This is a genomic window from Pirellulales bacterium, from assembly GCA_035499655.1.
In the GTDB taxonomy this organism is placed as follows: domain Bacteria; phylum Planctomycetota; class Planctomycetia; order Pirellulales; family JADZDJ01; genus DATJYL01.
In genome coordinates, this window is the sequence record DATJYL010000141.1 from 34,537 (window position 1) to 56,586 (window position 22,050).

Annotated in this window: 23 protein-coding genes; 6 read left to right on the forward strand and 17 right to left on the reverse strand. The window is 58.1% G+C overall.

Annotated features, from left to right (window positions below; genetic code table 11):
• Positions 1–56: 56 nt before the first annotated feature.
• The 3 genes from recA to VMJ32_10005 all read left to right on the forward strand — a co-directional run bounded on the left by recA (position 57) and on the right by VMJ32_10005 (position 4,328).
• Entirely contained in the window at positions 57–1,142 is a 1,086-nt protein-coding gene (gene recA / locus VMJ32_09995) for a recombinase RecA (protein HTQ39351.1), read from the forward strand.
• A gap of 232 nt (positions 1,143–1,374) precedes the next feature.
• Positions 1,375–3,987 (forward strand): alanine--tRNA ligase, encoded by a 2,613-nt coding sequence (gene alaS / locus VMJ32_10000; protein ID HTQ39352.1) that lies wholly within the window; start codon positions 1,375–1,377, stop codon positions 3,985–3,987.
• A gap of 89 nt (positions 3,988–4,076) precedes the next feature.
• Complete coding sequence (locus VMJ32_10005) at positions 4,077–4,328, forward strand: GlsB/YeaQ/YmgE family stress response membrane protein (GenBank protein HTQ39353.1); 252 nt, start codon at positions 4,077–4,079, stop codon at positions 4,326–4,328.
• Between the two features lie 27 nt (positions 4,329–4,355).
• Here VMJ32_10005 and tpx read toward each other — a convergent pair whose 3' ends face one another.
• The gene (tpx, locus tag VMJ32_10010) at positions 4,356–4,874 is read right to left on the reverse strand and encodes a thiol peroxidase (GenBank protein ID HTQ39354.1); all 519 of its coding nucleotides are present in this window, start codon (positions 4,872–4,874) and stop codon (positions 4,356–4,358) included.
• Between the two features lie 318 nt (positions 4,875–5,192).
• Between tpx and VMJ32_10015 the strand changes: the two genes are divergently transcribed.
• Complete coding sequence (locus VMJ32_10015) at positions 5,193–5,579, forward strand: STAS domain-containing protein (GenBank protein HTQ39355.1); 387 nt, start codon at positions 5,193–5,195, stop codon at positions 5,577–5,579.
• Between the two features lie 76 nt (positions 5,580–5,655).
• Here VMJ32_10015 and VMJ32_10020 read toward each other — a convergent pair whose 3' ends face one another.
• The 4 genes from VMJ32_10020 to serC form a co-directional block, all read right to left on the reverse strand.
• A complete protein-coding gene (locus tag VMJ32_10020) occupies positions 5,656–5,916 on the reverse strand; it encodes a BON domain-containing protein (GenBank protein HTQ39356.1) in 261 nt (86 codons plus the stop codon).
• A 285-nt stretch (positions 5,917–6,201) separates the two neighbouring features.
• A complete protein-coding gene (gene serA, locus VMJ32_10025) occupies positions 6,202–7,827 on the reverse strand; it encodes a phosphoglycerate dehydrogenase (GenBank protein HTQ39357.1) in 1,626 nt (541 codons plus the stop codon).
• Positions 7,828–7,885: 58 nt separating this feature from the next.
• Complete coding sequence (locus VMJ32_10030; GenBank protein HTQ39358.1) at positions 7,886–8,014, reverse strand: hypothetical protein; 129 nt, start codon at positions 8,012–8,014, stop codon at positions 7,886–7,888.
• A 3-nt stretch (positions 8,015–8,017) separates the two neighbouring features.
• Entirely contained in the window at positions 8,018–9,112 is a 1,095-nt protein-coding gene (gene serC, locus VMJ32_10035) for a 3-phosphoserine/phosphohydroxythreonine transaminase (protein ID HTQ39359.1), read from the reverse strand.
• Between the two features lie 344 nt (positions 9,113–9,456).
• Here serC and VMJ32_10040 point away from each other — a divergent pair, with 344 nt between their 5' ends.
• Positions 9,457–10,293, forward strand: a complete 837-nt coding sequence (locus VMJ32_10040; protein ID HTQ39360.1) for an SDR family oxidoreductase — start codon at positions 9,457–9,459, stop codon at positions 10,291–10,293.
• A 54-nt stretch (positions 10,294–10,347) separates the two neighbouring features.
• Positions 10,348–11,244 (forward strand): SDR family oxidoreductase, encoded by an 897-nt coding sequence (locus VMJ32_10045; GenBank protein HTQ39361.1) that lies wholly within the window; start codon positions 10,348–10,350, stop codon positions 11,242–11,244.
• A 12-nt stretch (positions 11,245–11,256) separates the two neighbouring features.
• On the opposite strand, the gene VMJ32_10050 is transcribed toward VMJ32_10045, so the two are convergent.
• The 12 genes from VMJ32_10050 to VMJ32_10105 all read right to left on the reverse strand — a co-directional run.
• Positions 11,257–12,027 carry a tetratricopeptide repeat protein gene (locus VMJ32_10050; GenBank protein ID HTQ39362.1) on the reverse strand — a complete coding sequence of 257 codons (771 nt, stop codon included), beginning with the start codon at positions 12,025–12,027 and terminating at the stop codon, positions 11,257–11,259.
• A gap of 250 nt (positions 12,028–12,277) precedes the next feature.
• A complete protein-coding gene (locus VMJ32_10055; protein HTQ39363.1) occupies positions 12,278–12,625 on the reverse strand; it encodes a hypothetical protein in 348 nt (115 codons plus the stop codon).
• 318 nt (positions 12,626–12,943) lie between these two features.
• Complete coding sequence (locus tag VMJ32_10060; GenBank protein HTQ39364.1) at positions 12,944–13,447, reverse strand: hypothetical protein; 504 nt, start codon at positions 13,445–13,447, stop codon at positions 12,944–12,946.
• Positions 13,428–13,994 carry a sigma-70 family RNA polymerase sigma factor gene (locus VMJ32_10065; protein HTQ39365.1) on the reverse strand — a complete coding sequence of 189 codons (567 nt, stop codon included), beginning with the start codon at positions 13,992–13,994 and terminating at the stop codon, positions 13,428–13,430. Before VMJ32_10065 ends, VMJ32_10060 begins: the two co-directional genes overlap by 20 nt.
• A 151-nt stretch (positions 13,995–14,145) precedes the next feature.
• Positions 14,146–14,406, reverse strand: coding sequence for a hypothetical protein (locus tag VMJ32_10070; protein ID HTQ39366.1), 261 nt, complete (start codon positions 14,404–14,406; stop codon positions 14,146–14,148).
• Positions 14,407–14,631: 225 nt separating this feature from the next.
• On the reverse strand, positions 14,632–15,351 hold the full coding sequence (locus tag VMJ32_10075; protein HTQ39367.1) for an FHA domain-containing protein: 720 nt from the start codon (positions 15,349–15,351) through the stop codon (positions 14,632–14,634).
• 585 nt (positions 15,352–15,936) lie between these two features.
• Positions 15,937–16,758, reverse strand: a complete 822-nt coding sequence (locus tag VMJ32_10080; GenBank protein ID HTQ39368.1) for a lipoate--protein ligase family protein — start codon at positions 16,756–16,758, stop codon at positions 15,937–15,939.
• A 144-nt stretch (positions 16,759–16,902) separates the two neighbouring features.
• A complete protein-coding gene (gene gcvPB / locus VMJ32_10085) occupies positions 16,903–18,405 on the reverse strand; it encodes an aminomethyl-transferring glycine dehydrogenase subunit GcvPB (GenBank protein ID HTQ39369.1) in 1,503 nt (500 codons plus the stop codon).
• A 36-nt stretch (positions 18,406–18,441) separates the two neighbouring features.
• Positions 18,442–19,839, reverse strand: coding sequence for an aminomethyl-transferring glycine dehydrogenase subunit GcvPA (gene gcvPA / locus VMJ32_10090; GenBank protein ID HTQ39370.1), 1,398 nt, complete (start codon positions 19,837–19,839; stop codon positions 18,442–18,444).
• Between the two features lie 130 nt (positions 19,840–19,969).
• Positions 19,970–20,368 (reverse strand): glycine cleavage system protein GcvH, encoded by a 399-nt coding sequence (gene gcvH, locus VMJ32_10095; protein HTQ39371.1) that lies wholly within the window; start codon positions 20,366–20,368, stop codon positions 19,970–19,972.
• A 241-nt stretch (positions 20,369–20,609) separates the two neighbouring features.
• Positions 20,610–21,770: a glycine cleavage system aminomethyltransferase GcvT gene (gcvT, locus tag VMJ32_10100; GenBank protein HTQ39372.1), complete on the reverse strand. Its 1,161-nt coding sequence runs from the start codon at positions 21,768–21,770 to the stop codon at positions 20,610–20,612.
• The coding region (locus tag VMJ32_10105) for a hypothetical protein (GenBank protein HTQ39373.1) at positions 21,767–22,050 on the reverse strand (284 nt) is incomplete at its 5' end. The genes gcvT and VMJ32_10105, both read right to left, overlap by 4 nt.

Consider the following 22,050-nt stretch of genomic DNA (forward strand, 5'->3'; position numbering starts at 1 on the left):
TCGACGCCGGAAAAGGCGACACGGGAAAAGTCGACACCGTAAAGCCGAACAATCGTATGGCCAAAAAAGAATCAACCGAAAAATCCTCGGAGGGTAAATCCAAGGCGCATAAAGACCCGCTCGCCGAGCATCCCCAATTGAAAAACACCATCGCCCAAATCGAAAAAACTTTCGGCGAAGGCTCCATCATGCCGCTGGGCTCCACCGAGGCCGCCGCCGGCCGCATCCAGGGCATTCCCACCGGCAGTTTATCGCTCGACCTGGCCTTGGGAGGCGTCGGCCTTCCCAAGGGACGCATCATCGAAATCTTCGGTCCCGAATCCAGCGGCAAAACCACGCTCGCCTTGCATGCCGTGGCCCGGGCACAAAAGGAAGGGGGCATTGCCGCCTTCATCGATGCCGAACATGCCCTCGATCCCACCTGGGCTAAAAAATTGGGCGTCAATTTGGAAACGCTGCTGGTCAGCCAGCCCGGCAGCGGCGAAGAGGCCATGAACATTACCGAAATGCTCATCAAAAGCAATGCGGTCGATGTGATTGTCATCGATTCGGTCGCCGCCCTGGTGCCGCAGAAAGAATTGGAAGGCGAAATGGGCGATTCCCATGTCGGTTTGCAAGCCCGGCTCATGAGTCAGGCCATGCGCAAGCTGACCGGTGCCATTTCCAAAAGCAAAACCTGCGTAATCTTCATCAATCAAATCCGCGAAAAAATTGGCGTCATGTTCGGCAGCCCCGAAACCACGCCGGGCGGTCGGGCACTGAAGTTTTATTCCTCCTGCCGCATCGACGTCCGGCGGATCGGTCAATTGAAGGACGGCGAGGAAGTCATCGGCCAGCGCGTGCGGGCTAAAGTCGTCAAAAACAAAGTCGCCCCGCCGTTCCGTGTGGCCGAGTTCGATATGCTCCACGCCAACGGCATCAGTTACGAAGGCGACGTGCTCGATTTGGCGGTGGCGCAAAAACTGATTGTACGCAGCGGCGCATGGTTCAAATATGGCGAAACGCATTTGGGCCAAGGTCGCGAAAAAGTCCGCCAATACCTGGCCGAGAATCCTAAATTTACGGAAGAACTGCGCGAAAAAATTCTCGTTGCCGGCATCAACACCGTCGTCGCCAGCGCCGGCAGCGCGGGTGAAGAATAGACCGGGTGACAAATCTCGTCGTGGTCGCCAGCCCTGGGGTTGCAACCCCAGGGCTTTTTTTGCGCGAGCTGATCGCCCGTATGCTTTTACGCCGCTACTTGCAAGCCGCCAGTCCGCCTAGTCGCTGTTTCGCTAGCCGGATATGATAATCCGTCTGTTTGCTGTTAATTCTTAGTTCTCTCCGTGTCTCTGCGCCTCTGCGGTGAAAAATCCGCTTGAATGATTTCCTTCCATGAAAACTGACGAAATTCGCGAAAAGTATTTAGCGTTCTTTGAATCGAAAAAATGCATCCGCCGGCCCAGCGACGTCCTCGTGCCGCGGTGGGATCCGTCCGTGCTGTTCACGCCCGCCGGCATGAATCAGTTCAAAGATCATTTCTTGGGCAAGTGCAAACTGGAATTCACGCGGGCCACCACCTGTCAAAAATGCCTCCGCACCGGCGACATCGACAACGTGGGCCGCACCGCCTATCACCACACGTTTTTCGAAATGCTCGGCAATTTCAGCTTCGGCGATTATTTCAAGCCCGAAGCCATAAGTTGGGCCTGGGAATTTTTGACGGCGAAAAAATGGATGGGCATTGCGCCGGAACGGCTGTCGGTTTCCGTCTATTTGGATGACGACGAGGCCTACCACATCTGGCACGACGAAATCAAAGTGCCGACCGAGCGAATTCAACGCATGGGCGAGGACGATAACTTCTGGCCCGCCGGCGCCCCCAGCAAAGGCCCCGACGGCGTTTGTGGACCGTGCAGCGAAATCTTCTTTCACGCGCCCGGCGGCGGCGAAGTGGAAATCTGGAATCTGGTCTTCACCCAGTTCAACCGCTTGGGAACTCCGCCGAACAATTTGCGGCCGCTCCCCAGCAAAAACATCGACACCGGCATGGGCCTGGAACGCATGGCCGCAGTCATGCAAGGAGTGGAAACCAATTTTCACATCGACATTTTGCGGCCGCTGGTCGAAGCCGCCGGCGAAGTGTGCAAGCAAAAGTACGATCCGAAAAGCGACAATGGCCGCCGGCTGCGGCGGATTGCCGACCACGTTCGCGCCTGCGCCTTCGCCATTCACGAGGAAGTCGTGCCCGGGCCCAAAAAGCAGGGCTATGTCATCAAGCGGCTCCTGCGCCGCGCGGTGCTCGACGGCCATCAAATGGGAGTCCGACAGCCGTTCTTGCATCAATTGGTCGGCACGGTGGCCGACGTTATGAAGCAGCCGTATCCGGAATTAAGAACCACCATCGAGCGCGTTTCGAAAATCATTCGCAGCGAGGAAGAAAGTTTCCTCCGCACCATCGACAGCGGTCTGAATCTCATTGACCGATTGTTCGACTCGATGAAGCGCGATGGCCGCTCGCTGATTACCGGCGCCGAAGCCGCCGATCTCTACACCACTCACGGTTTCCCCCCGGAGTTGTTGGAGCAAATCGGCGCGGAGCATAATCTGCAGCTCGATTGGGCCGGCTTCAAAACCGCCATGGAGGAGCATGGCCTGGAAAGCGGCGGCGGCAAGGTGGCCGACGTCTTCACCCACAGCCCTGTCGACAGTTTAGCAAAGGCCATGGAACCCACCAAGTTTTTGGGTTACGAAACCACCCAGGCTCCAGGCAAAGTGGTGGGCATCATTGCCCAAGATCACCTCTGCGAAGTCATGCAAGAAGTTGGCGAGGCCGCGCCGGTCACGGTCGTGCTCGATCAATCGCCGTTCTATGGCGAATCGGGCGGCCAGGTGGGCGATACGGGGGAAATCGTCGGGCCTCGGCTGCGGTTCGATGTCATCGACTCCCAAAAAGAAAAAGGCTTCGTCCTGCACCGCGGTCATTTGCGCGAAGGGGTGTTAAAGCTGGGCCAGACCGTGACGGCCAAAGTGAATACCGAACGGCGCGACGGAATCCGCCGCGCGCACTCCGCCACGCACGTATTGCACTACGCCTTGCAAAAATTCTTGGGCAAGCACGCACAGCAGCAGGGCTCCAAGGTCGATGCCGATTGGCTGCGGTTCGATTTCGCCAATCCGGCGGCGGTCGACCGCGACACGCTGGCGAAAATCGAAGACGAAGTAAACCGGCAAATTCTGGCCGCCGAGCCCGTCAGTTGGAAGCTGCTGCCCATCGCCGAGGCGCGGCAAGCCGGCGCCATGATGCTGTTCGGCGAAAAATATCCCGATGTCGTGCGGATGGTCAGCATGGGCCAGTTCAGCAAGGAACTGTGCGGCGGTACGCACGTCAGCAGCACCGGCCAAATCGGCCTGTTTCGCCTGGCACACGAAGAAAGCGTTTCGGCCGGCACGCGCCGCATTGTCGCCTGGACGGGCCAGGGGGCCATCAAGCAAGCGCGGGAAGATCAACACGTGCTGGCCGAAGCCGCCGCCGCACTGCGTGTGCCTGTGGCCGAAGTGCCGCACCGTCTGGCGTCGCTGGCCAAGGAAGTGCGCGATCTGAAAAAGCAATTGGCCGCAGGTCCCAAAGCCGGCGGTGTGACCGCCGAAAAGCTAATTGAAGAGTCCGCCAAAGTCGGCGGCGCAACCGTCATCGTCGTCGAAACGCCCGGCGTCGATGCCGCCGGCATGCGCGAACTGGTCGATTTGGTCCGCCGCAAAGTCAGTCCCGCCGCCATCCTGCTGGCCAGTGCCGCCGAAGATAAAGTCACCCTGATCGCCGGGCTGACGCGCGATTTGGTCGACCGCGGCCTCAGTGCCGGAAAATGGATCAACTCGGCCGCCGAAATCGTGGGCGGCCGGGGCGGCGGCAAGCCCGACATGGCCCAAGCCGGCGGCAAATCGCCCGAGAAACTCCCCGCCGCGCTGCAGGCGGCCCGCCAGCAAATTGAAGCGCTTTTGAAATAGCATATAATAGCAGAGGCAATCGTCGCATTCTTGCTTGCCAATTCTGGCAGCCGCGGCGGATTGCTAACTCGTGGATAAGGAGCCGTGTCATGCCGCACTGGGTTTGGTTCATCATCATCGGGATTGTTGCCGGTTGGTTGGCGGGCCTCATTATGAAAGGGGGCGGTTATGGACTGTTGGGCGATTTGGTCGTCGGCGTCATCGGCGCGCTACTGGGCGGCTGGCTGTTCGGCCTGCTGAGAATATCCGCCGGCGGCGGCCTCATTGGCGAATTGATCGTGGCTCTCGTCGGCGCCATCGTGCTGATCGCCCTGCTGCGGTTACTCAAGCGCGCCGCGTGAAGCTGAGTCTCTGTGGAATAAACCAAATTACAGCTGCGACTTAATCGCCGCCAGCGCGCTGCCGTAGTCCGGCTCGTCGGTCACTTCTTTAACGACCTGGTCGTAAACGACTTTGCCGTCTTTATCGAGCACGAACACCCCGCGGGCCAAAATTTTCAGTTCGTCAATCAGCACGCCCCAGTTCTTGCCGAAGCTGCGGTCTTGGTAATCGCTGCCCACACGCATGTTCTTAATGCTTTCGGCCCCGCAAAAGCGGTTCATCGCAAACGGCAAATCCAGGCTGACCGTCACCGCGTTGATCCGATCGCCCAACACCCCAATTTGCTCGTTGAATTTTTTCGTTTGCAGCGCGCAAACCGGCGTGTCGAGCGAGGGCACAACGCTAATCAGCGTGGGCTTACCCTTCAAATCAGCCGGCTTGATCGTTTTCAGGCCACCTTCAAAGTAATGCAAGGTGAAATCAGGCGCTGCTGCGCCCACTTTGACCGCCTCGCCAACCAAGGTAAGTGGATTGCCCTTGAACGTGACTGCTCCGGAACGTGCCATGATGAACCTCGCTTGATGAAAGGGGGTTCCGCCAACAATTGCTAGCTTTTAGCGGAAATGCCACAGGAAATCGAAACGAAAAACCAGGCTAGCTGGTCAGTATCGCCATTCAACCGCAGCCTGCAAGGGGGCGAGATCGCTGGGAATCGAACTGTAATTACCATGGGAATTTTGCCTGCGGTGGACACTGCCTGTGCCGATGGTCTGCGATTTGCTGCTGGCCAACTTCATGTTGCAACGCCGTCTTAAATGCTTATGATAATTCTCGGGGAAGTAATCGTTAGGCAAACCTCTTTCTGGCGGAAGGGAGGGCTCTATATGCTCACCGCACAAGCTGTGGCTGGGTGGCACTTCGATGTGGATCGTGGGCCCGATTGGATGTTTGTTCGCTTGCGGCCCGCGCACGATGGCGGCGCCGAAGAGCTTGCTCTGGCGGCACGAATTTGGTCCATCTTGGAGCAGAGCTTCACGTATCGGTTGGTCCTGGAACTCGATCATATCGAGCTCTTGCAAAGTTGCCTGATTGCGCAATTAGTGATGTTGTCAAAGCGCATTCACTCGCACGGCGGCATGCTGCGGTTGTGCGGCCTCTCGCCGGGTAATCAGCAAGTGCTGCACGTTTGTCGCTTGGAAGGCTGTCTGCCGAATTACGACAACCGGGGCGACGCCGTGATGGGAACGCAACGACCGTTGCAGCCCAGGTAATCACTCGGTAAAGAAACGGACAATCCAGCCGCCCTGTTTTCTGGACGGGACGATTGAATCGGCGACCGTTCGTTTTTTAGATCCAGTTCACTTCCAACTGGTTTTCCACGCGGTCGATGCCGTCCAGCCGGAACAACGTTTCCTGGGCCATCTGCTTTTGATACCAGGAACTGACCTGCCCCTTCAGCGTGACGCGGCCTTCACTGGCCTCAAACCGCAAGTTGCGGGTGTGCAAATGTGGATTTTGCCGTAGCGCGGTGGAAACTCGTTCTTCAAATTGTTCGGCAAGCTGGTCGGCTTGCAATCGCGCTTCAAGAGAAAGGTCGGCGGACGACATAAAGGCCAGTGCTCGTAGGAAAGGTTTTAAGAGGCGGGGCGGCAGGCGACGAAGGCGGTCGCGGGCAACTTCACTGGCGATCGGCCTGCTAAAAAAGCATCGGCCACACTCCGCGACCATGTGAAGTTTTAACCTTTGGGAAATCCGCAATAGTTAGTGAAAAAGGTCCGGCCGTAAGGAATTTTCCGGCCGAGCGGGTGTGCGGCGGAAAGCCGCCTCTACCAAGCAATTCACCCCTGGCGGCAGTCGGCCAATCAACAGTATTAACCAGCCGTTTCCTGCCGCTTATTGCAGCCAGCCGGGCAGCTTACCGGCGGGGGGCAATTGGACCACCGTGGCCGATTTGATGTCCGGCGCGGCCCGCACCGCCGCCAACGCCGCGGCCCCGGGTTCGTCATCCAAATTCAACACCCCGGTTGCGGCCCCACCGGCTTCACTGCGGCCTACCGCCATCTGGGCAATGTTCACATGATGCTGCCCAAAAATCGTGCCCACCCGGCCAATGATGCCAGGCACGTCCGTATGCGTGAAGACCAACAGCACGCCGTCCAAATATGCTTCCAGGCGATGTTCGTCGATCTGCACCAGTCGCGGCATGTTGCTGCCAAACAGGGTGGCCGCCGCTCGGCGAGTTTCGCCGTCCGTGGTCACCTGCGCGCTAATCAACGAGTTGAACGCTCCCCGATCTTGCCGCGATTGCTCCACCAATTCAATTCCCCGCTCCCGCAGCAGCACTTCCGAGTTCACAATGTTCACGTCTTCGACCAAGGCCGATTCCAGCAATCCGCAGGCGAATGCGGCGCTCAGCAATTTCGTATTCTTCCCCGCTATTTCCCCCCGATAATGAAGCTCGCACCGCTTGGGGCTCCCGCGCACCAGTTGCGCTAAGAGCCGTCCCAATCGGAATGCAACATCCAAATGGCCCCGCAATGCTTCCAGCGTCTTCGGATCAAGTGGGCTCATATTCACCGCGTGGCGAATCGCCCCCGTGGTGAGAAAATCAACCAGTAAGCCGACCCCTTCCACAGCCACTTGGGTTTGCGCTTCTTCCGTGCTGGCGCCCAAGTGCGGCGTGCACAACACGCCGGGCATTCCAAACAGCGGACTGTCCGTGCACGGTTCGTCGGCGTAAACATCCAGCGCCACGCCGGCTATGCGGCCCGCTTTCAAACCCTCGGCTAGCGCCGCCTCGTCGTAAATGCCGCCTCGGGCACAATTAATCAGCCGCACCCCGGTCCGCAATAGCGGCAGCGTTTCCGCATTCACAATGCCTTTGGTTTCCTCAGTCAGCGGCGTGTGAACGGTCAGGTAATCGACACGCGGCAGCAAATCGCGAATGCTGTCGACCGGTTCCACGCCCATTTCGGCAGCCCGATCTTTATTCAAAAACGGATCGTAGCCCAGCACGCGCATTTCAAATGCTTTGGCCCGCTTCGCCACCGCCTGACCGATCCGCCCCAAACCGACAATCCCCAGCGTCTTTTCGGCCAGTTGCGTCCCCATGTATTTATTCCGGTCCCAGCGATGTTCAATCAGGCTTTGATAAGCCGGGGCCACATTCCGCGACAGCGCCAGCATCAGCGCCCAGGTGTGCTCGGCGGTGCTCAGCGTGTTGCCCGCCGGCGTGTTCATCACCACGATGCCCAATCGCGTGGCCGCTTCTTTATCGATGTTGTCGGTTCCCACGCCCGCCCGCACAATCGCCTTCAGCCGATGATTGCCGGCCAGCGCATCGGCCGTAATCTTCACCCCGCTGCGGCAAATCGCCCCTTCAAACTGGGCCAGTGTTTCGCGCAAGCCCTCTTCTTTCAGTCCCGTCCGGACTTGATATTCGATCCCTTTCGCTCGCGCCTCTTCCAACAATTTCAGGCCGTCCGGGCTCAGCGTATCGAGTACGACAATGCGGGGCATGGGGAAGTGTCTTGAGGGGTGAGCGTTGTGATGGGCAAATGATGATGATTACTGCTGGTCATCCATCCGCTTGCGGTTTAGCATGCGATTGTGGTTTTGTTTCCATCCGCTTGCCGCTTAGCCGTTCGTGGTCCATCCGCTTGCGGTTTAGCCGCGAGCCGTCAGGCGAGCGCGCCGGCCGAAACATGATTCATCCTCGTTGTTTCACAAAATCGAGCATATATTGCCGCAGCGTTTCCACGCCTGCGCGCGGCATGGCGTTGTATATCGAAGCCCGAATGCCGCCCACCGAGCGGTGCCCTTTCAAATCGATCAACTTGTGCTGCTTGGCGCCTTCGAGAAATGCTTTTTCGATTTCTTCGTTGGGCAGCCGAAACGTGACGTTCATCTGCGACCGGCAGTTCGCTTGCGCATGCCCCTGATAAAACTTCGGATGCTGATCGAGCACATCGTACAATAGCGCCGCTTTGGATCGGTTCAGCTCCTGCATTTTGGCCAGCCCCCCAATTTCGTTTTTCAGCCACCGGCAAATCAGCATCACCACGTAAATGCCAAACGTCGGCGGCGTGTTGTACCGCGATTCATTGGCCGCATATTGGCGATAATCGAGCATCGGCGGCAAATTCGGCGCGGCGCCCTGCATGACGTCGTCCCGGATAATCACCACCGTCACGCCCGACGGACCCGCGTTCTTCTGCGCGCAAGCGTACAGCAAGCCGTATTTGCTAATCGGCACCGGCTTGCTCAAAAAATTGCTGGATGCATCGCACACCAGCGGCACTCCGCCCACTTCCGGCGGCGACGGAAACTCCACCCCCTGGATCGTTTCGTTGTCGGTGTAATGAACGTAAGCTGCGCTGGGCGTCAGTTTCAACTCTCCCGACTTTGGCAGCCGATCATAATTCGTAGCTTTGCCGTCCCAGGAAACATGCGCTTCCCCTTCGCGCCGGGCTTCCTCAATCGCCTTTTTGCCCCATGTGCCGGTGAGAACGTAATCGGCGCTTTTGCCCGTCCCGCGCAGCAGGTTCATCGCCACCATGGTAAACTGCAAGCTGGCGCCCCCCTGAAGAAACAAAAGATGGTAACCCTCGGGCACGCCCAGCAAATCGCGCAGGCCTTGGGTGGCCTCGGCCAAAATGGCGTCGAACGCTTTGCTCCGGTGGCTGATCTCCAGAATCGACATCCCCACGCCAGGCAGCGCCAGCAGTTCCCGCTGAGCGTGTTCCAAAACACTCACCGGCAAAACGGCCGGACCGGGCGAAAAATTGAAAACACGCTCTGTCATGGGTGATGTGTTCGAGTGGTGAGTATTCCGGCGACAGTAACCGATCCGCTGACAATGGACTATCCATCCGCTTGCGGTTTAGCACGCTTCCTTCCGTGAATCACGCAGAATACGCCGCTGGGGCAAAGTGGTCAAGGACGCTAATTCGATGGTAGTGGGCCAATTTGAACATAGCCCGACTGTGTCAGTCGGGAAAAGCGGCTGTCGGAATTTCAAATTGTCCCACCACCAATTCGATGACAGCACTGCCCCTCCCCCGGTTCGATCCCAAGCGAACAAGCTGGAAGTGACTTGGGCCGACCAATTGTGATAATTTGCCTTGCCAATCAAAGGAAAATACGGGCATGGATGCCGCAAAAAAACGCGCTTTAGTGACCGGCGCTAGCAGTGGGTTTGGCGCGGAGATTGCCCGCGTCCTGGCGCAGCGCGGTTTCAACCTCGTAATTGCCGCGCGCCGCCGCGATCGCCTGGAAACGCTGGCCGAACAATTCCGCCGCGAACATCACGTCGATGTGGCCGTGTTTGCTTCCGATCTTTCCACATCCACCGGCCCACGCCAATTGTTCGACGTCGTTCGCGCCGCCGGTTTGCAAATCGACATCCTCGTCAACAATGCCGGCTTGGGGCATTTCGGTCCTTTCTTGGAGCAATCGCTGGAGCAAATCGAACAGATGATTGCGGTCGATGTTTCCGCGACAACCGCGCTCACGCGGCTGTATGCCCAGGCTATGGTCGCACAAGGTTATGGACGCATCTTGCAGGTCTCGTCATTCGCCGCGCTGCAGCCGATTCCCCGCTACAGCGTCTACTCCGCCGCCAAGGCCTATTTGGTTGCCCTGGCGCAGGGGCTGCAGCACGAACTGCGCAAAACGGGCGTCCGCATCAGCGTCGTTGCCCCGGGTTTCATGAAGACGGAGTTCCACGACGTCGCGCTTCACGAGCGGACATTTCTTATGAAACTCACCAACGTCCCGGTCTGGTACACGGCGCGGCGGGCCGTGGTCGGCATGCTCCGCGGAAAACTGCTCATCACGCCGGGCCCGGTTTATCAAATCAATGGAGTCCTGGTCCGGTTTTTACCGCGCCGCCTGGCGTCGGCCATTTCCGCGCTCTCCGTGGGCGGAAAACAAATGAGCCCCGAAATCGCCGCCCAAGAAATGGCTGCAAACGAACGTAAATAAACCCCAGTCAATCTTCGAGAAGCCCAAATCAGAGAATGCAAATCGGAGTCGCACATGAAACATCTCAAAGGCAAACGCTGCTTCCTCACCGGAGCGGCTTCGGGCATTGGCCGGGCACTGGCGCTGCGATTGGCTGGCGAAGGCGTCCATTTGTATCTCGTCGATGTCGATGCGGCAGGCCTGCAAACCATCGTCGACGAGTGCCGCCGCCGCGGCGTCGTGGCCGTCGGCCGCCCCTGCGATTTATCGCAACCGACGCAAATCTCGGCCGCCATCGCCGATTTGCTCGCGCGCTGGAAATACATCGATCTGCTCGTGAACAATGCCGGCGTCGCCTATTACGGACCCACCGAAAAAATGACCGGCCCGCAATGGGACTGGCTCATGTCCATCAATTTGTTGGCGCCCGTGCAAATTACGCGGGAGCTACTGCCCACGTTGTTGGCGCGAAACGGCGCTCACATTCTCAACGTCTGCAGCATCTCCGGCATCGTCGCCGGAGGGCGTTTTTCCGCCTACCACACCAGCAAGTTTGGCTTGACGGGCTTCACCGAAGCGCTGCGGGCCGAATACAACCGCAAGGGCATCGGCGTCACCAATTTGTGCCCGGGCCCAGTCAGCAGCAACTTATACAACCGGGCCATCAGCGGCCGCAGCCGCGGCCAGCCGGTGCCCAATCCGCCCGCTTGGTTATCCGCCTCGCCCGATTACGTTGCGCGCCGAGGCGTCTCGGGCATCAAACGCAACAAGCGGCTGGTGCTGGTCACGCCGTTGGCCAGATTGTTATTTGCTCTAAAGCGCATTTCCCCCGCGTTCTTAGATTCGCTCAATCACGTCACCCGCCGCCGGCGTCCCGTTCCCGCCGACACCACCCACACCGAACCGCCCCCGCAATTCGAAATGGCCCTGACAGATTTAGCGGCGGTAGTGTCACAGAATGTGGCGGCCTGATAGTTTTGGCAACTACCGGTACGTTGCATCCGGCGCTGCCACCAACCGCGTGCCACCGGCACTGGTGTATGGCGCGCCGGTCACACCGGCTTGCTGCAAAGCGTTCACGCGCTGGGCCAGTTCCGGCTGGTTGCGGTCCACCATTAAGGCCCGTTGATAGTTCGCCATGGCCTGGTTCACATCCCCCGATTCCTCGCGCAACCGCCCCAATGCGGCCAAAGCGCGCGGATCGTTGGGCGAAACCGCCAACGCCGAAGTCAGACAATCGGTGGCTGATTTCTTGTCCCCGAATTCTTCGTACATGCGGGCCAACTCGATCTTCGGCGCGGCCTGCGACGGATTTTCTGTCGACCAATCTTCCAGCATCTTGAACGCTTCCTCCGATCGGCCTTGTTCCACCAGCAGCACCGCCAGACCGCGGCGGCATTCCACGTGGTTGGGGTTGTGATCCAAACACTGCCGGTAATAACTTTCGGCCTGGGCGGTGTCGGCCGGCTTTTGTTGCAACTTGCCTTGGCGGTGATAGTATGCCGCCAGGTTGTAATAGCTGTCAGGGTTGTTCGGATCGTTTTGCATGGCTTCGCGGAAGTCACTCGCAGCACCGTCGTAGTTGCCCATCTGAAACAACCGCACCCCCTCGGAGTTTTCCCCCGTCGACATCCAGCCGCATCCCCCGAGTCCGCTGAAGCATAATCCGGCGGTCAGCGCCGAAATGACTTTTAGGCAGCGGCCGATACCGGCCTGCCGAAGAATGACGTAATGATCGAAGCGCGCACGGTTCACGGGTTGCGCCTCCTTCCGCTGGTGTGATACGTTGGCTGAACAGCCCCTGGATGGCTTGAATGCGTACGGCGCGCGAAATCCTTCGGCGGAGACGTGCAAGCCCAGAAAAGCGGGCAAACCATAGTTTCTGCCCGCCGCTTGTGCAAGGGCAAAAATGTGCCGCCATCACAGCGATCAGAAAAAATTGCCCCAACAATCAGAGCACGCTAGCGATGCTAGCCTTTGTGCCGCAGCCCATTGGCGTTGGAAATCAACCGTGCGCCGCAGGATTCGGTTCGCTCGGTGTTTCCATCAAGGTGGTCGGGTTCACTTTGGTATAGCCCAGGCTACGGATCACTTCCAGCACTTCGCTGCACGTGGGGAACATCCGGCCGCTGCTCCGTTTGTACCGATCCAGGGCGTGCATGAACTCGACTTCTTCCTCCGAATAATCGCGCTCGCAGGTGGTGGGGTCTATCTGTCGGCGGCGGTTTACTTTTTCGCGCCGTTGCAGCTTGCGGCGTTCGACGGGCACAGCCTGAACAGCACTCCGGCGGTCGGCGGCAAGGCGACGCTCTGTGCTCCCTCGGCGGTCGACTACGGCGGCGGCAGTTTTCATTTTGGACACGTGTTTCGCCTTTTCTGACTGGGGAATAGACGCAAACCACAAGAAGTATAGGCCCTGTACCTACGACAGAGGAAATCGGACCGCCCCCATGTTAAACATCAACGCCTGGGAAAAATGTACGGTTTTAGGGAGATAATCGCATGGTGCGGGTTTTCCCGATGGGGCGATTTTGACGGTCGTGGGGCGCAGCCCGTCGGTCCCCAATCAGATCGATGGCCCAGCACGAGGAAAAACCGCCGCCGGCCGCTTAGCAGCGAGCGGCCCCCCTGGACAGAAGCCCCTTCTACAAGCCGCTTGCAAAAATGCCGCTTATAAAAACCGATTCGCCAGCCAGAAGGCGTTAAACGCCGTATAAACCGAACCCGTCACCGGTTTGAAATCTTCCGCCACACGGTCCACTCGTTTGAGAACTTCCGCAGTCAATTTCTGCGGCTGCGTTTCACTGGGGCCATTGCTCGCTTCGTGGATTGCCGCCGGTCCCCGCCAGCTAATCACCGCAATCAATAGCGCCGCGGCAATGGCAACCACCGCGCTGGCACGCAGCCGCCAACGCTTTTGCTCCCGCCGCTGCACGTCAACCGCTTGCATGACTCGCAAGGCGAAATCAGGGGACGGTTCCTCCCGTGTGTTCGGCAACGTCTCGAACAATGACATTTGTGTCGACAGTAATTGATCACATTCCGGACAACTACGTGCGTGCGCGCACAGCAAAAGATCGAGCTGCGGCGACCGGCGCTCATCGAGCACGGCATTCAGCCGCGATTTGAACGTGGCACAAGTCATTTCACTGCCGTTAGATTTGGCGTATGGCACGTGACACCTCCCCCACAACTTCTCGTTTGCGAAGCATTTCCACCAATTCCCGCCGCGCCCGGTGCACCCACGTTTTCACGGTTCCCAACGGGCAATCAAGTGCGGCTCCAATTTCAGCGTAACTCAACTCTTCCTCGTGAAACAACTTAAATGCCAGCCGATATTCCTCCCGCAGCCGCCCCATCGCCCGCTGCAATTCCTCCGCCAAATGGCGGGCCGGTTTGCCGTCAGGCTGCCGGTCCGGCACTTGCTCGACCAATTGCGTTGTGCTGGGGCGTCGCATCCGTTGCCCCAAACAAGTCCGGCAGCGATTGCCGGCAATCGCCAATAGCCAAGGCAAAAACTCCCGCTGCGAATCCCACTGCCGCAGGCTCCGAAATGCCCGAACGAATGTTTCCTGCGCCATGTCTTCCGCGTCCTGTCGCTGGCCAAGCATGCGCAAGCACAGCCCGAAAACCGGGCTCTGGTAGCGGTCTACCAAGGCCAACATCGCGGTTTGGTCGCCGGCCAGCGAGCGCTGGACTAGGTCTCGCACATCGTCAGCCAATGCAGGGTCCCTTTTGTCTGGCGGAAGGCGGTTCTAAAGCGTATACCCGCCAGGAACCATTGTTGTTTCAAATCGCTAGAAAAAGCAACCTCTGGCGCCGTTGGCGTAAAGAACCGCCATACATTGCTGATTCGGCACAGCTGCGGCAGGCTTACTTCTTCCCCGTCACCTGCTGCCAGACATCGCGGGCAATACCACGCAATTCGCGGAGCGAAACATCTTCCAGACGCTGAGCTTGCTCGGCCAGCCGCTCGTTGATTTTCACGGCCGTTTCCTGCATTACTTCGTGCGTTTCCTGCGAGCCGCCGCACAGCACAAAATTATCTCCCTTGGTAATGCGCGTTTGCCCATCGGCGGCATCAAACGCCACACCTAAAATACCGGCTTTACGCTTACGCTTGACGGCTCGCACGCATTCCTCGGCAAAAAGTAGGTCAGGCTTTCGAGCCTGACAAACGCAGTGACTTTTCTAGACAACTAGCTGGCGTCCTGCCCTTTATTCATATCGCGCCGGTCGCCTCTGGAACTATAGATAGGATAGCACAGCCCGGTCAAGCTTGACGCTATCCAGACAACCGTTCACCGTAACCGGCTTAGATTTCGGTTTAGCGCCGGCGCTGAGCCAGCCGCACCGGGCTTAACCGTTCCGGTTACTGAACAGCTTTTTCAGCGCCAGATTTGCGGCCTCGCGGCTGTCTTTAGGAACTGCCGGAGTCGGCGCCATAAATTTACCGGTTGTCTTAACAGCCGGCATCCCGCCCGATTCGCTAACTTTGGCCTCCTCCGGCGATGCCGGTGGATTCGCTTTCGCATCCACCGGCTTGATCGTCGTCGTCTCGTCGGTGGGTGTTTTCAGAAACGCGGTTTCTCTCACCGACATGGCCGGAGTTTCGTGCGCGGGTTGACCGCGTTCTTCCAGATCATCCGTCTCGTTATCGGCCGGAACCGGGGTCAACCAATCGCTGATATCTTGATCGCCTTTGCCCGCCTTTGCTCCCGTGGCGGTGCGCTGGGCGGCGTCTTTTACATCTTTGACCTTGGGGCGCTTCTTGCCCCCGACACGCGAAGTCAATTCCACTTCGAACTCCAAATTGCCGACCTTGATACGGTCGCCATTGTGCAGTTCGTGCTGTCCCACCACTTTTTGTTCGTTGACAATCGTGCCGTTGCGGCTGCCAAAATCGCGGATTGCGCAAAAGCCTTCTTCGACCAACAGCACGCAATGATGCCGGCTCACAGTCTCGCTATGGGGGCGCAGGTGGCAGTCGTCGGCACGCCCGATGAGAAACTTGCTGACCGTAATCGGTATTTCCTTGCCGGCGCTGCGGCCGGTCAGCAGCTTGAGAGTTAATTCCATGCTCCGCCTCGGTTCCGTAACGTGGTACTGCGATACATCTAATAATAATTGCGAAAATTCACCACGACGAAATTGTGCGTTGCCGGAACAGCACGCTCTGATACTTCCTGGCTTGCTCCCTATTTAGAAAAAAATTGTTCACTCAAACCACGCAAGCTTAGCCGCCCAGTCCGCGTTCCGCGCCCCCCTCTTTGGAAAAAAGAAGATAACGATAAGCCTTAAAGAGGACCTGCGGCGCGTTTGGTCTGATCACACTGAACCAAACATTCCAATGGCCGACACGGGCCTGGCCCGTGTGTCGACAGTTACTTCCCACAAGCCCGATCTTACCGGATCGGCGCTCTCCAGTCAAAGAATCCCCCCATCAGTGTCCTGGCTGTCCCCCGGCAGCCAAAACCTTTCTCGAGATGACATCGGCCGCCACTCGCAGCCGACTCAATTCAGATTTTGCCCAAACTCTGGTTTCAAAAGCCTAAAACCGCCGCCTCCCGCTGCAAAACCTTCTCCCAACGAGAGTTCCGCCAGCACACCGCCTAATCGGAAGCAGTTTTATGAAGGCTTAATCATTTTCGGCCCATCCGTCGATTAGCGCCGGCAAGTCCAGCCCGCGTCACCAAATTTTCCTCTTTCGATTGCTCGGGCCGCTGACACTACTGCCTCGGGCAGTGCCTCTCGCTGTTGATCCAGCGATAATCGGGCAGCCAGCCGTACGGGCCAAACCTCCAGCAGCCCGTTCATTCCCCGTAAATTTGCGCCTGCCATTTCTTTGGAACCGTCGATGAAATCGGCAATTCCGGGAAGCTCCGGCGCAAACGGCGACCGGGCCCACAGCACGCTGCCGTGTTGCAGCACCGCCCCGCGCTGCCGCCGCTGCGCGCTACCGGCGATTTTGTGACCAGCCAGCAGCACGTCCCCCTGTTCGCGCCGCTGAAAACACAAAAACGGTTTATTCAAACCAGAGCTTGTGTTAGTGCAGGTTTCAAAACCCTCTCCCTTTGGGAGAGGGTAGGGTGAGGGTGCTGACGCCGGCTCGCATTGTGTGGCCGCAGCGCCAAACTCCGCCAGCGTTTCGATCAAGCTCCGGTGTACCGCCTGGTACAGCTTTTCAGCCCGCGCGGCAAGCGGATGCGCAAAGGGCAGGGCAACGCTGTAGGTCAATTCGCGGTCGTGCAAAATCGCACCGCCGCCGCTGGCACGCCGCACCAGCGCACACCCGGCGCTGGCCGCGTGCAATTTCCGATCGTCGTGCGGCTGAAAATATCCCAGCGATAGCGTCGGTTCCCGCCACGTGTAAAACCGTAGCGTGGCAATTCCGTCATTCTGCGCCGATTCCAACAGCGCTTCATCCAGCGCCATGTTCCACGCGCCCGATGCCGGCGGATCGATGATGAGGCGACAGGAATTCACAGCAATGGCGAAAGCCGAATTTCGAATGAATGACCAATCTCCAAGCACCAATGACCAATGAGAGCAGGCAAGCAGTTTTGGTCCTTATTGGTCATTGGGATTTGGTCATTGGTCATTTCTCATCCATTGGGATTTGGTCATTGGTCATTCTCGTGCCGGCATCCACCGCATCACCGGCTGTCGTGCCGCGCGCACTTCGTCGGGTCGGCTAATGGGCGTCGTGTGCGGCGCTGCGTGCAACAACTCCGGCGATTCTTCCGTAATGCGAAACAAAGTCTCGGCAAAAGCGTCCAGCGTCTCCTTGCTTTCCGTTTCCGTCGGCTCAATCATCATCGCTTCCTTCACCGTCAGCGGAAAGTAAACCGTCGGGGCATGAAAGCCATAATCCAACAGCCGCTTGGCCACGTCCATGGCCGAAACGCCTCGATCCGCTTTTAGCTTGCTCGCCGTCGCCACAAACTCGTGCAGGCACCGGTCCCCCTGCGGCACGGGGAAAATGTGCTTCACCCGGCTCAGCAAATAATTGGCGTTGAGCACTGCATTTTCCGAAACCGCCCGCAAACCTTGCGGACCATACGTGCGAATGTAGCAGTATGCCCGCACAAACACGCCCACCTGCCCGAAAAAGCTGCGCACCCGACCGATCGATTTCGGCCGCTGCTTGACCAGCCGATAAACAAAATTTCCCTCTCCCTTGATGGGAGAGGGTTGGGATAAGGGTGAAGGCGCTCTTTCCACCACCGGCAGCGGCAAATACGGCTCCAAAAATTTCCGCACGGCGATGGGTCCGGCGCCCGGGCCGCCGCCGCCGTGTGGCCCGCTGAAAGTTTTGTGCGGATTGAAGTGCATCATGTCCGCCCCAAAATCGCCCGGCCGCGCAATTCCCAAAATCGCGTTCATGTTCGCGCCGTCTAAATAAATCAGCCCCCCTTGTTCGTGCACTAAATTCGCGATCTCGCGCACCTGCCGTTCGAACAATCCCAGCGTGTTCGGATTGGTGATCATGAACACGGCCGTGTCGCTTCCCAAATGCGATTTCAATTCGCCCATCTCCACCGAGCCGTCCGCTGCGCTGCGGATCGTCACCGCCTCAAAGCCCGCCATGGCTGCGCTCGCCGGATTGGTGCCGTGCGCGCTGTCCGGCGCCAACACTTTCGTCCGCTTCTCGCCTCGGTCGCGGAAATAGGCCGCCGCCACCATCAGCGCCGTAAGCTCACCATGCGCCCCGGCGGCCGGCTGTAGCGAAACCGCATCTAATCCCGCTATTTCCGCCAAAATGGTTTGCATCTCGAACAGCAACTGCAACATCCCTTGCAGCGTTTCCTCCGGCTGGTACGGATGTAAATCGGCAATCCCCGCCATCGCCGCCACGCGCTCATTCCGCTTGGGGTTGTACTTCATCGTGCACGAACCCAACGGATAAAAATGCGTGTCGATCGACATGTTCAGCGTCGAAAGATTGGCGTAATGCCGCACAATCTCCGGCTCAGCCAATTCCGGAAGCGGCGGCCGCGACGATGCAATCGCCTCGGCCGGCAACAGCTCTTCCACCGGCGTCGCCGGCACGTCGGCGCACGGTATCTGCGCACTCCGCCTCCCAGGACGCGAAAGTTCGAACAGTAATTGTGTGGCCCGGGTATTACGCATAATTAAACGCAGAAAGCGGAAGGCAAAAGGCAGAAGCTAAACTGCCGGCGCTCTTTCCACATTCTGCTTTCTGCCTTCTGCTTTCTGCCTTCTGCCTTCCTTAAAAACCACCGCCAGCCCCTCAATTTCTTCTCGTGTCCGCTTCTCCGTGACGCACACCAGCACGCTATCCGCCAACTCCGGATACCACTGCCCCAGCGGCACGCCGGCAAAATAACCGCAATCCAGTGCCTCAGACAGCAACTCGTCCACACCACCCGCCGTATCGCGCAGCACAAACTCTTTGAACATGGGCCGCTCAAATTTTTTCGTCAACCGCTTTCCACTCGTGAGTTTTTCCAGTGCGTAGTGGGCTTTGCGAACGCACGCCGTGGCGATTTCCCGCATTCCCTGCGGTCCCATCGCCGCCAAGTACACGCTGGCCCGCAGCGCAAACAGCCCTTGATTCGTGCAAATGTTGCTCGTGGCTTTTTCACGGCGAATGTGCTGTTCCCGAGTTTGCAGCGTCAGCACCCAGCAGCGCTTGCCTCGCCGATCGACCGTTTGCCCGGCAATCCGCCCCGGCATCCGCCGCACAAACTGCTCCCGGCACGCCATGATGCCCAAGTAAGGACCGCCGTACTGCATGGGCGTCCCCAGCGATTGCCCTTCGGACACCACAATATCCGCCCCATAATCCCCCGGCCGCTTGAGCAGGCCCAGGCTGATCGGATCGACCGAAACCGCCGCCAGCGCTCCGCGCTCATGCGCCGCTTTCACCAGCGATTGCACATTTTCCAAACAACCAAAAAAATTCGGATGTTGCACAAACACGCAAGCGGTGTCGTCGGTCAGTGCGGCGGCCAATTCATGCGAATTGACCGTCCCCTCCGGCGTGCCCACCGTGACCAATTCCGTTTCCAAATTCGCCAAATACGTTTGCAAAATCTGCCGGTATTCCGGATGCACACTCGCCGGCACCACCACGCGTCCTTGCCGGCCGGTGGCGTGAATGCACATCAGCACCGCTTCCGTCGCCGCGCTCCCGCCGTCGTACAGACTGGCGTTGGCCACGTCCATGCCCGTCAGTTGCGTGATCAGCGTTTGATACTCGAAAAACGCTTGCAAATTCCCCTGGCTGGCCTCCGCCTGATACGGCGTGTACGAAGTGTAAAACTCGCCGCGCCCCGCCACGTAATCGACCACCGCCGGAACAAAATGATCGTAGCTCCCGCCTCCCAGGAAGCACACTTTTTGCCCGCAGGCCACATTCCGCGCCGCCAACTGACCCAAGTGCGCCGTCAGCTCCAACTCCGACAGCGCCGGCGGAATATTCAATTCCCGATTCAACCGCAGCTCGGCCGGAATTTGTGCGAATAGTTCGTCGATCGATTTTACGCCGATCGCTTCCAGCATCGCTTGCTGATCCGCCGGCGTATTAAGAATGTAAGACATGCTGACCAATAAATTGAAACGGGGGCAATTGCAAGATTTTACGGGCGCCGACTGAATGACCAATGTCCAAGCGCCAATGACCAACGCTTTGGCGCCTTATTGGTCATTGGGATTTGGTCATTGGTCATTTCTAATGTTGTTCCTCGGCGCACATCTTTTGATACGCTTGGTAATCCAGCAGGTTCTTCAGGGCGGTTTCGTCCGTCAATTTAATTTTAACCAGCCAGCCCGCGCCGTATGGGTCGTTATTCAGCGTTTCCAGCTTGTTGGGCAGGGAGGTGTTGACTTCCACAATTTCGCCATCCACCGGGCTGTATAAATCGCTCACTGCCTTGACCGATTCAATTTCGCCGAACGATTCGCCCGCCTTCACCTTGCGGCCAAGGGCCGGCAATTGCATGAACACCAAATCGGTCAGCGCCTCGACCGCGAACGCCGAAACGCCCACCGTGGCAATTTTCCCGCCCGGCCCAGCTTCAACCGCGGCCCACTCATGCGTTTTGGCGTACAACAGTTCTTGCGGTTTCACGTCATGCTCCCCATTTATTTTTTGATTTGGAATTGTAGATGGAAAAATTCAACCAGCGATGGCTGATCATTGGAACTCAGATGAACGCGGATAAAACAGATGAACACAGATTGGCCTAGCCTGGGTAACAGTTTGCCACACCCATGAAATAATTTGATAATTATCTGTGTTTATCCTTTTCATCCGTGTTCATCTGTGCCTCTTTGACGATATTCTTGCTTTACGCGCTGTCGTTCAAATCCTAACGTCGCTTGTAAAACGGCAACTTCACCACCCGGGCCGGTTCGCGGCTGCCGCGGATGTCGACAAATAACTCGGTTCCCGGCTGCGCGAATTGCGGCGGCACATAACCCATCGCAATCGGCTTTTGCAGCGTGGGCGAAAACGTCCCGCTGCTGATTTCACCAATCGGCTGCCCGCTGTCTGACTTCCCAAAAATCGCATAATGCTCCCGCGCCGCCCGCTTCCCGGCCAACTCTAATCCAACCCGCACTCGCTTCGGTCCCTCGCGCTTCACGGCCGCCAACACCTCACAGCCCGGAAACTTTCGGCCCTCCAAATTCACCGCAAACCCCAGCCCAGCTTCTAGTGGATTGGTTTGCTCGTTCAATTCGTGCCCGTACAGCGGCATCGCCGCTTCCAGCCGCAGCGTATCGCGCGCGCCCAAACCAGCAGCCATCCCGCCCAGTTTGCTGGCTCGTGTGGTCAACACTTCCCAAATCTGCGGGGCAATTTCCTCATCGCAGATAATTTCGAAGCCATCCTCGCCAGTATAACCGGTGCGGCTAAACATGACGCCGTCGCCGTCGAACAATCCCATCCAGCAGGTGTAATAACCCATCGATTTGAAATCTTGAACCGGAGCCGGTTTGATGGCCGTTTCGACAACTGGCTCCAACAACTCCACCGCTTTGGGGCCTTGCACGGCAATCATTGCGGACTGAAGCGTATCGTCGCTAACCGTCAAGGTATTGGAATGGCCAAGTTCGCTTTGCCAAATCGTTTGCTGGTTGCCGAGCCATTGAACAATCTTTTCGCGGTTACTGGCATTCACGACCATGCCGAAATTTTCTCCGCCATCGTATCCGCGATAAATCAGCACATCGTCCAGAATGCCGCCGTCTTCATTTGTGACCAGCGAGTAGCGAACTTGGCCGGCGCGCATATCGCTCACACGCCGCGTTACAACCGAATCCAAGAAGTCCGCAGCATGGGAACCAAAAAATCGCAGCCGCCCCATGTGCGAGACATCAAACAACCCCGCCGCTGTGCGCGTCGCCGTATGCTCGGCCACGATCGACGTGTATTGCACCGGCATCGACCAGCCGGCAAAATCGACCATCCGCCCGCCATGCGCGGCATGCCAATCGTGGAGCGGCGTTGTCAAAAGAGTAACAGTCACAGTGATCCGTCGCCGTGAAACCGCCGGGCCCCGCGCCCACATGATCGGACAGGCCGTTGCCAGCCGCGCGTTCCCAACGATATCAGCGTTAATACGCCGCAGTTCAAGATGCCAAGGATGAAATCGTACCAGTCGATCCAACTGCGGTATTGTAACTGCGCGCGCGACAACTTCCAGGGGCCGCGCACGGTGCCTTGTTCCCGCAGTAAATGTAATGCCAGATATGCCTGGACGGGTAGTGGGCCAATTTGAACATAGCCCGACTGTGTCAGTCGGGAAA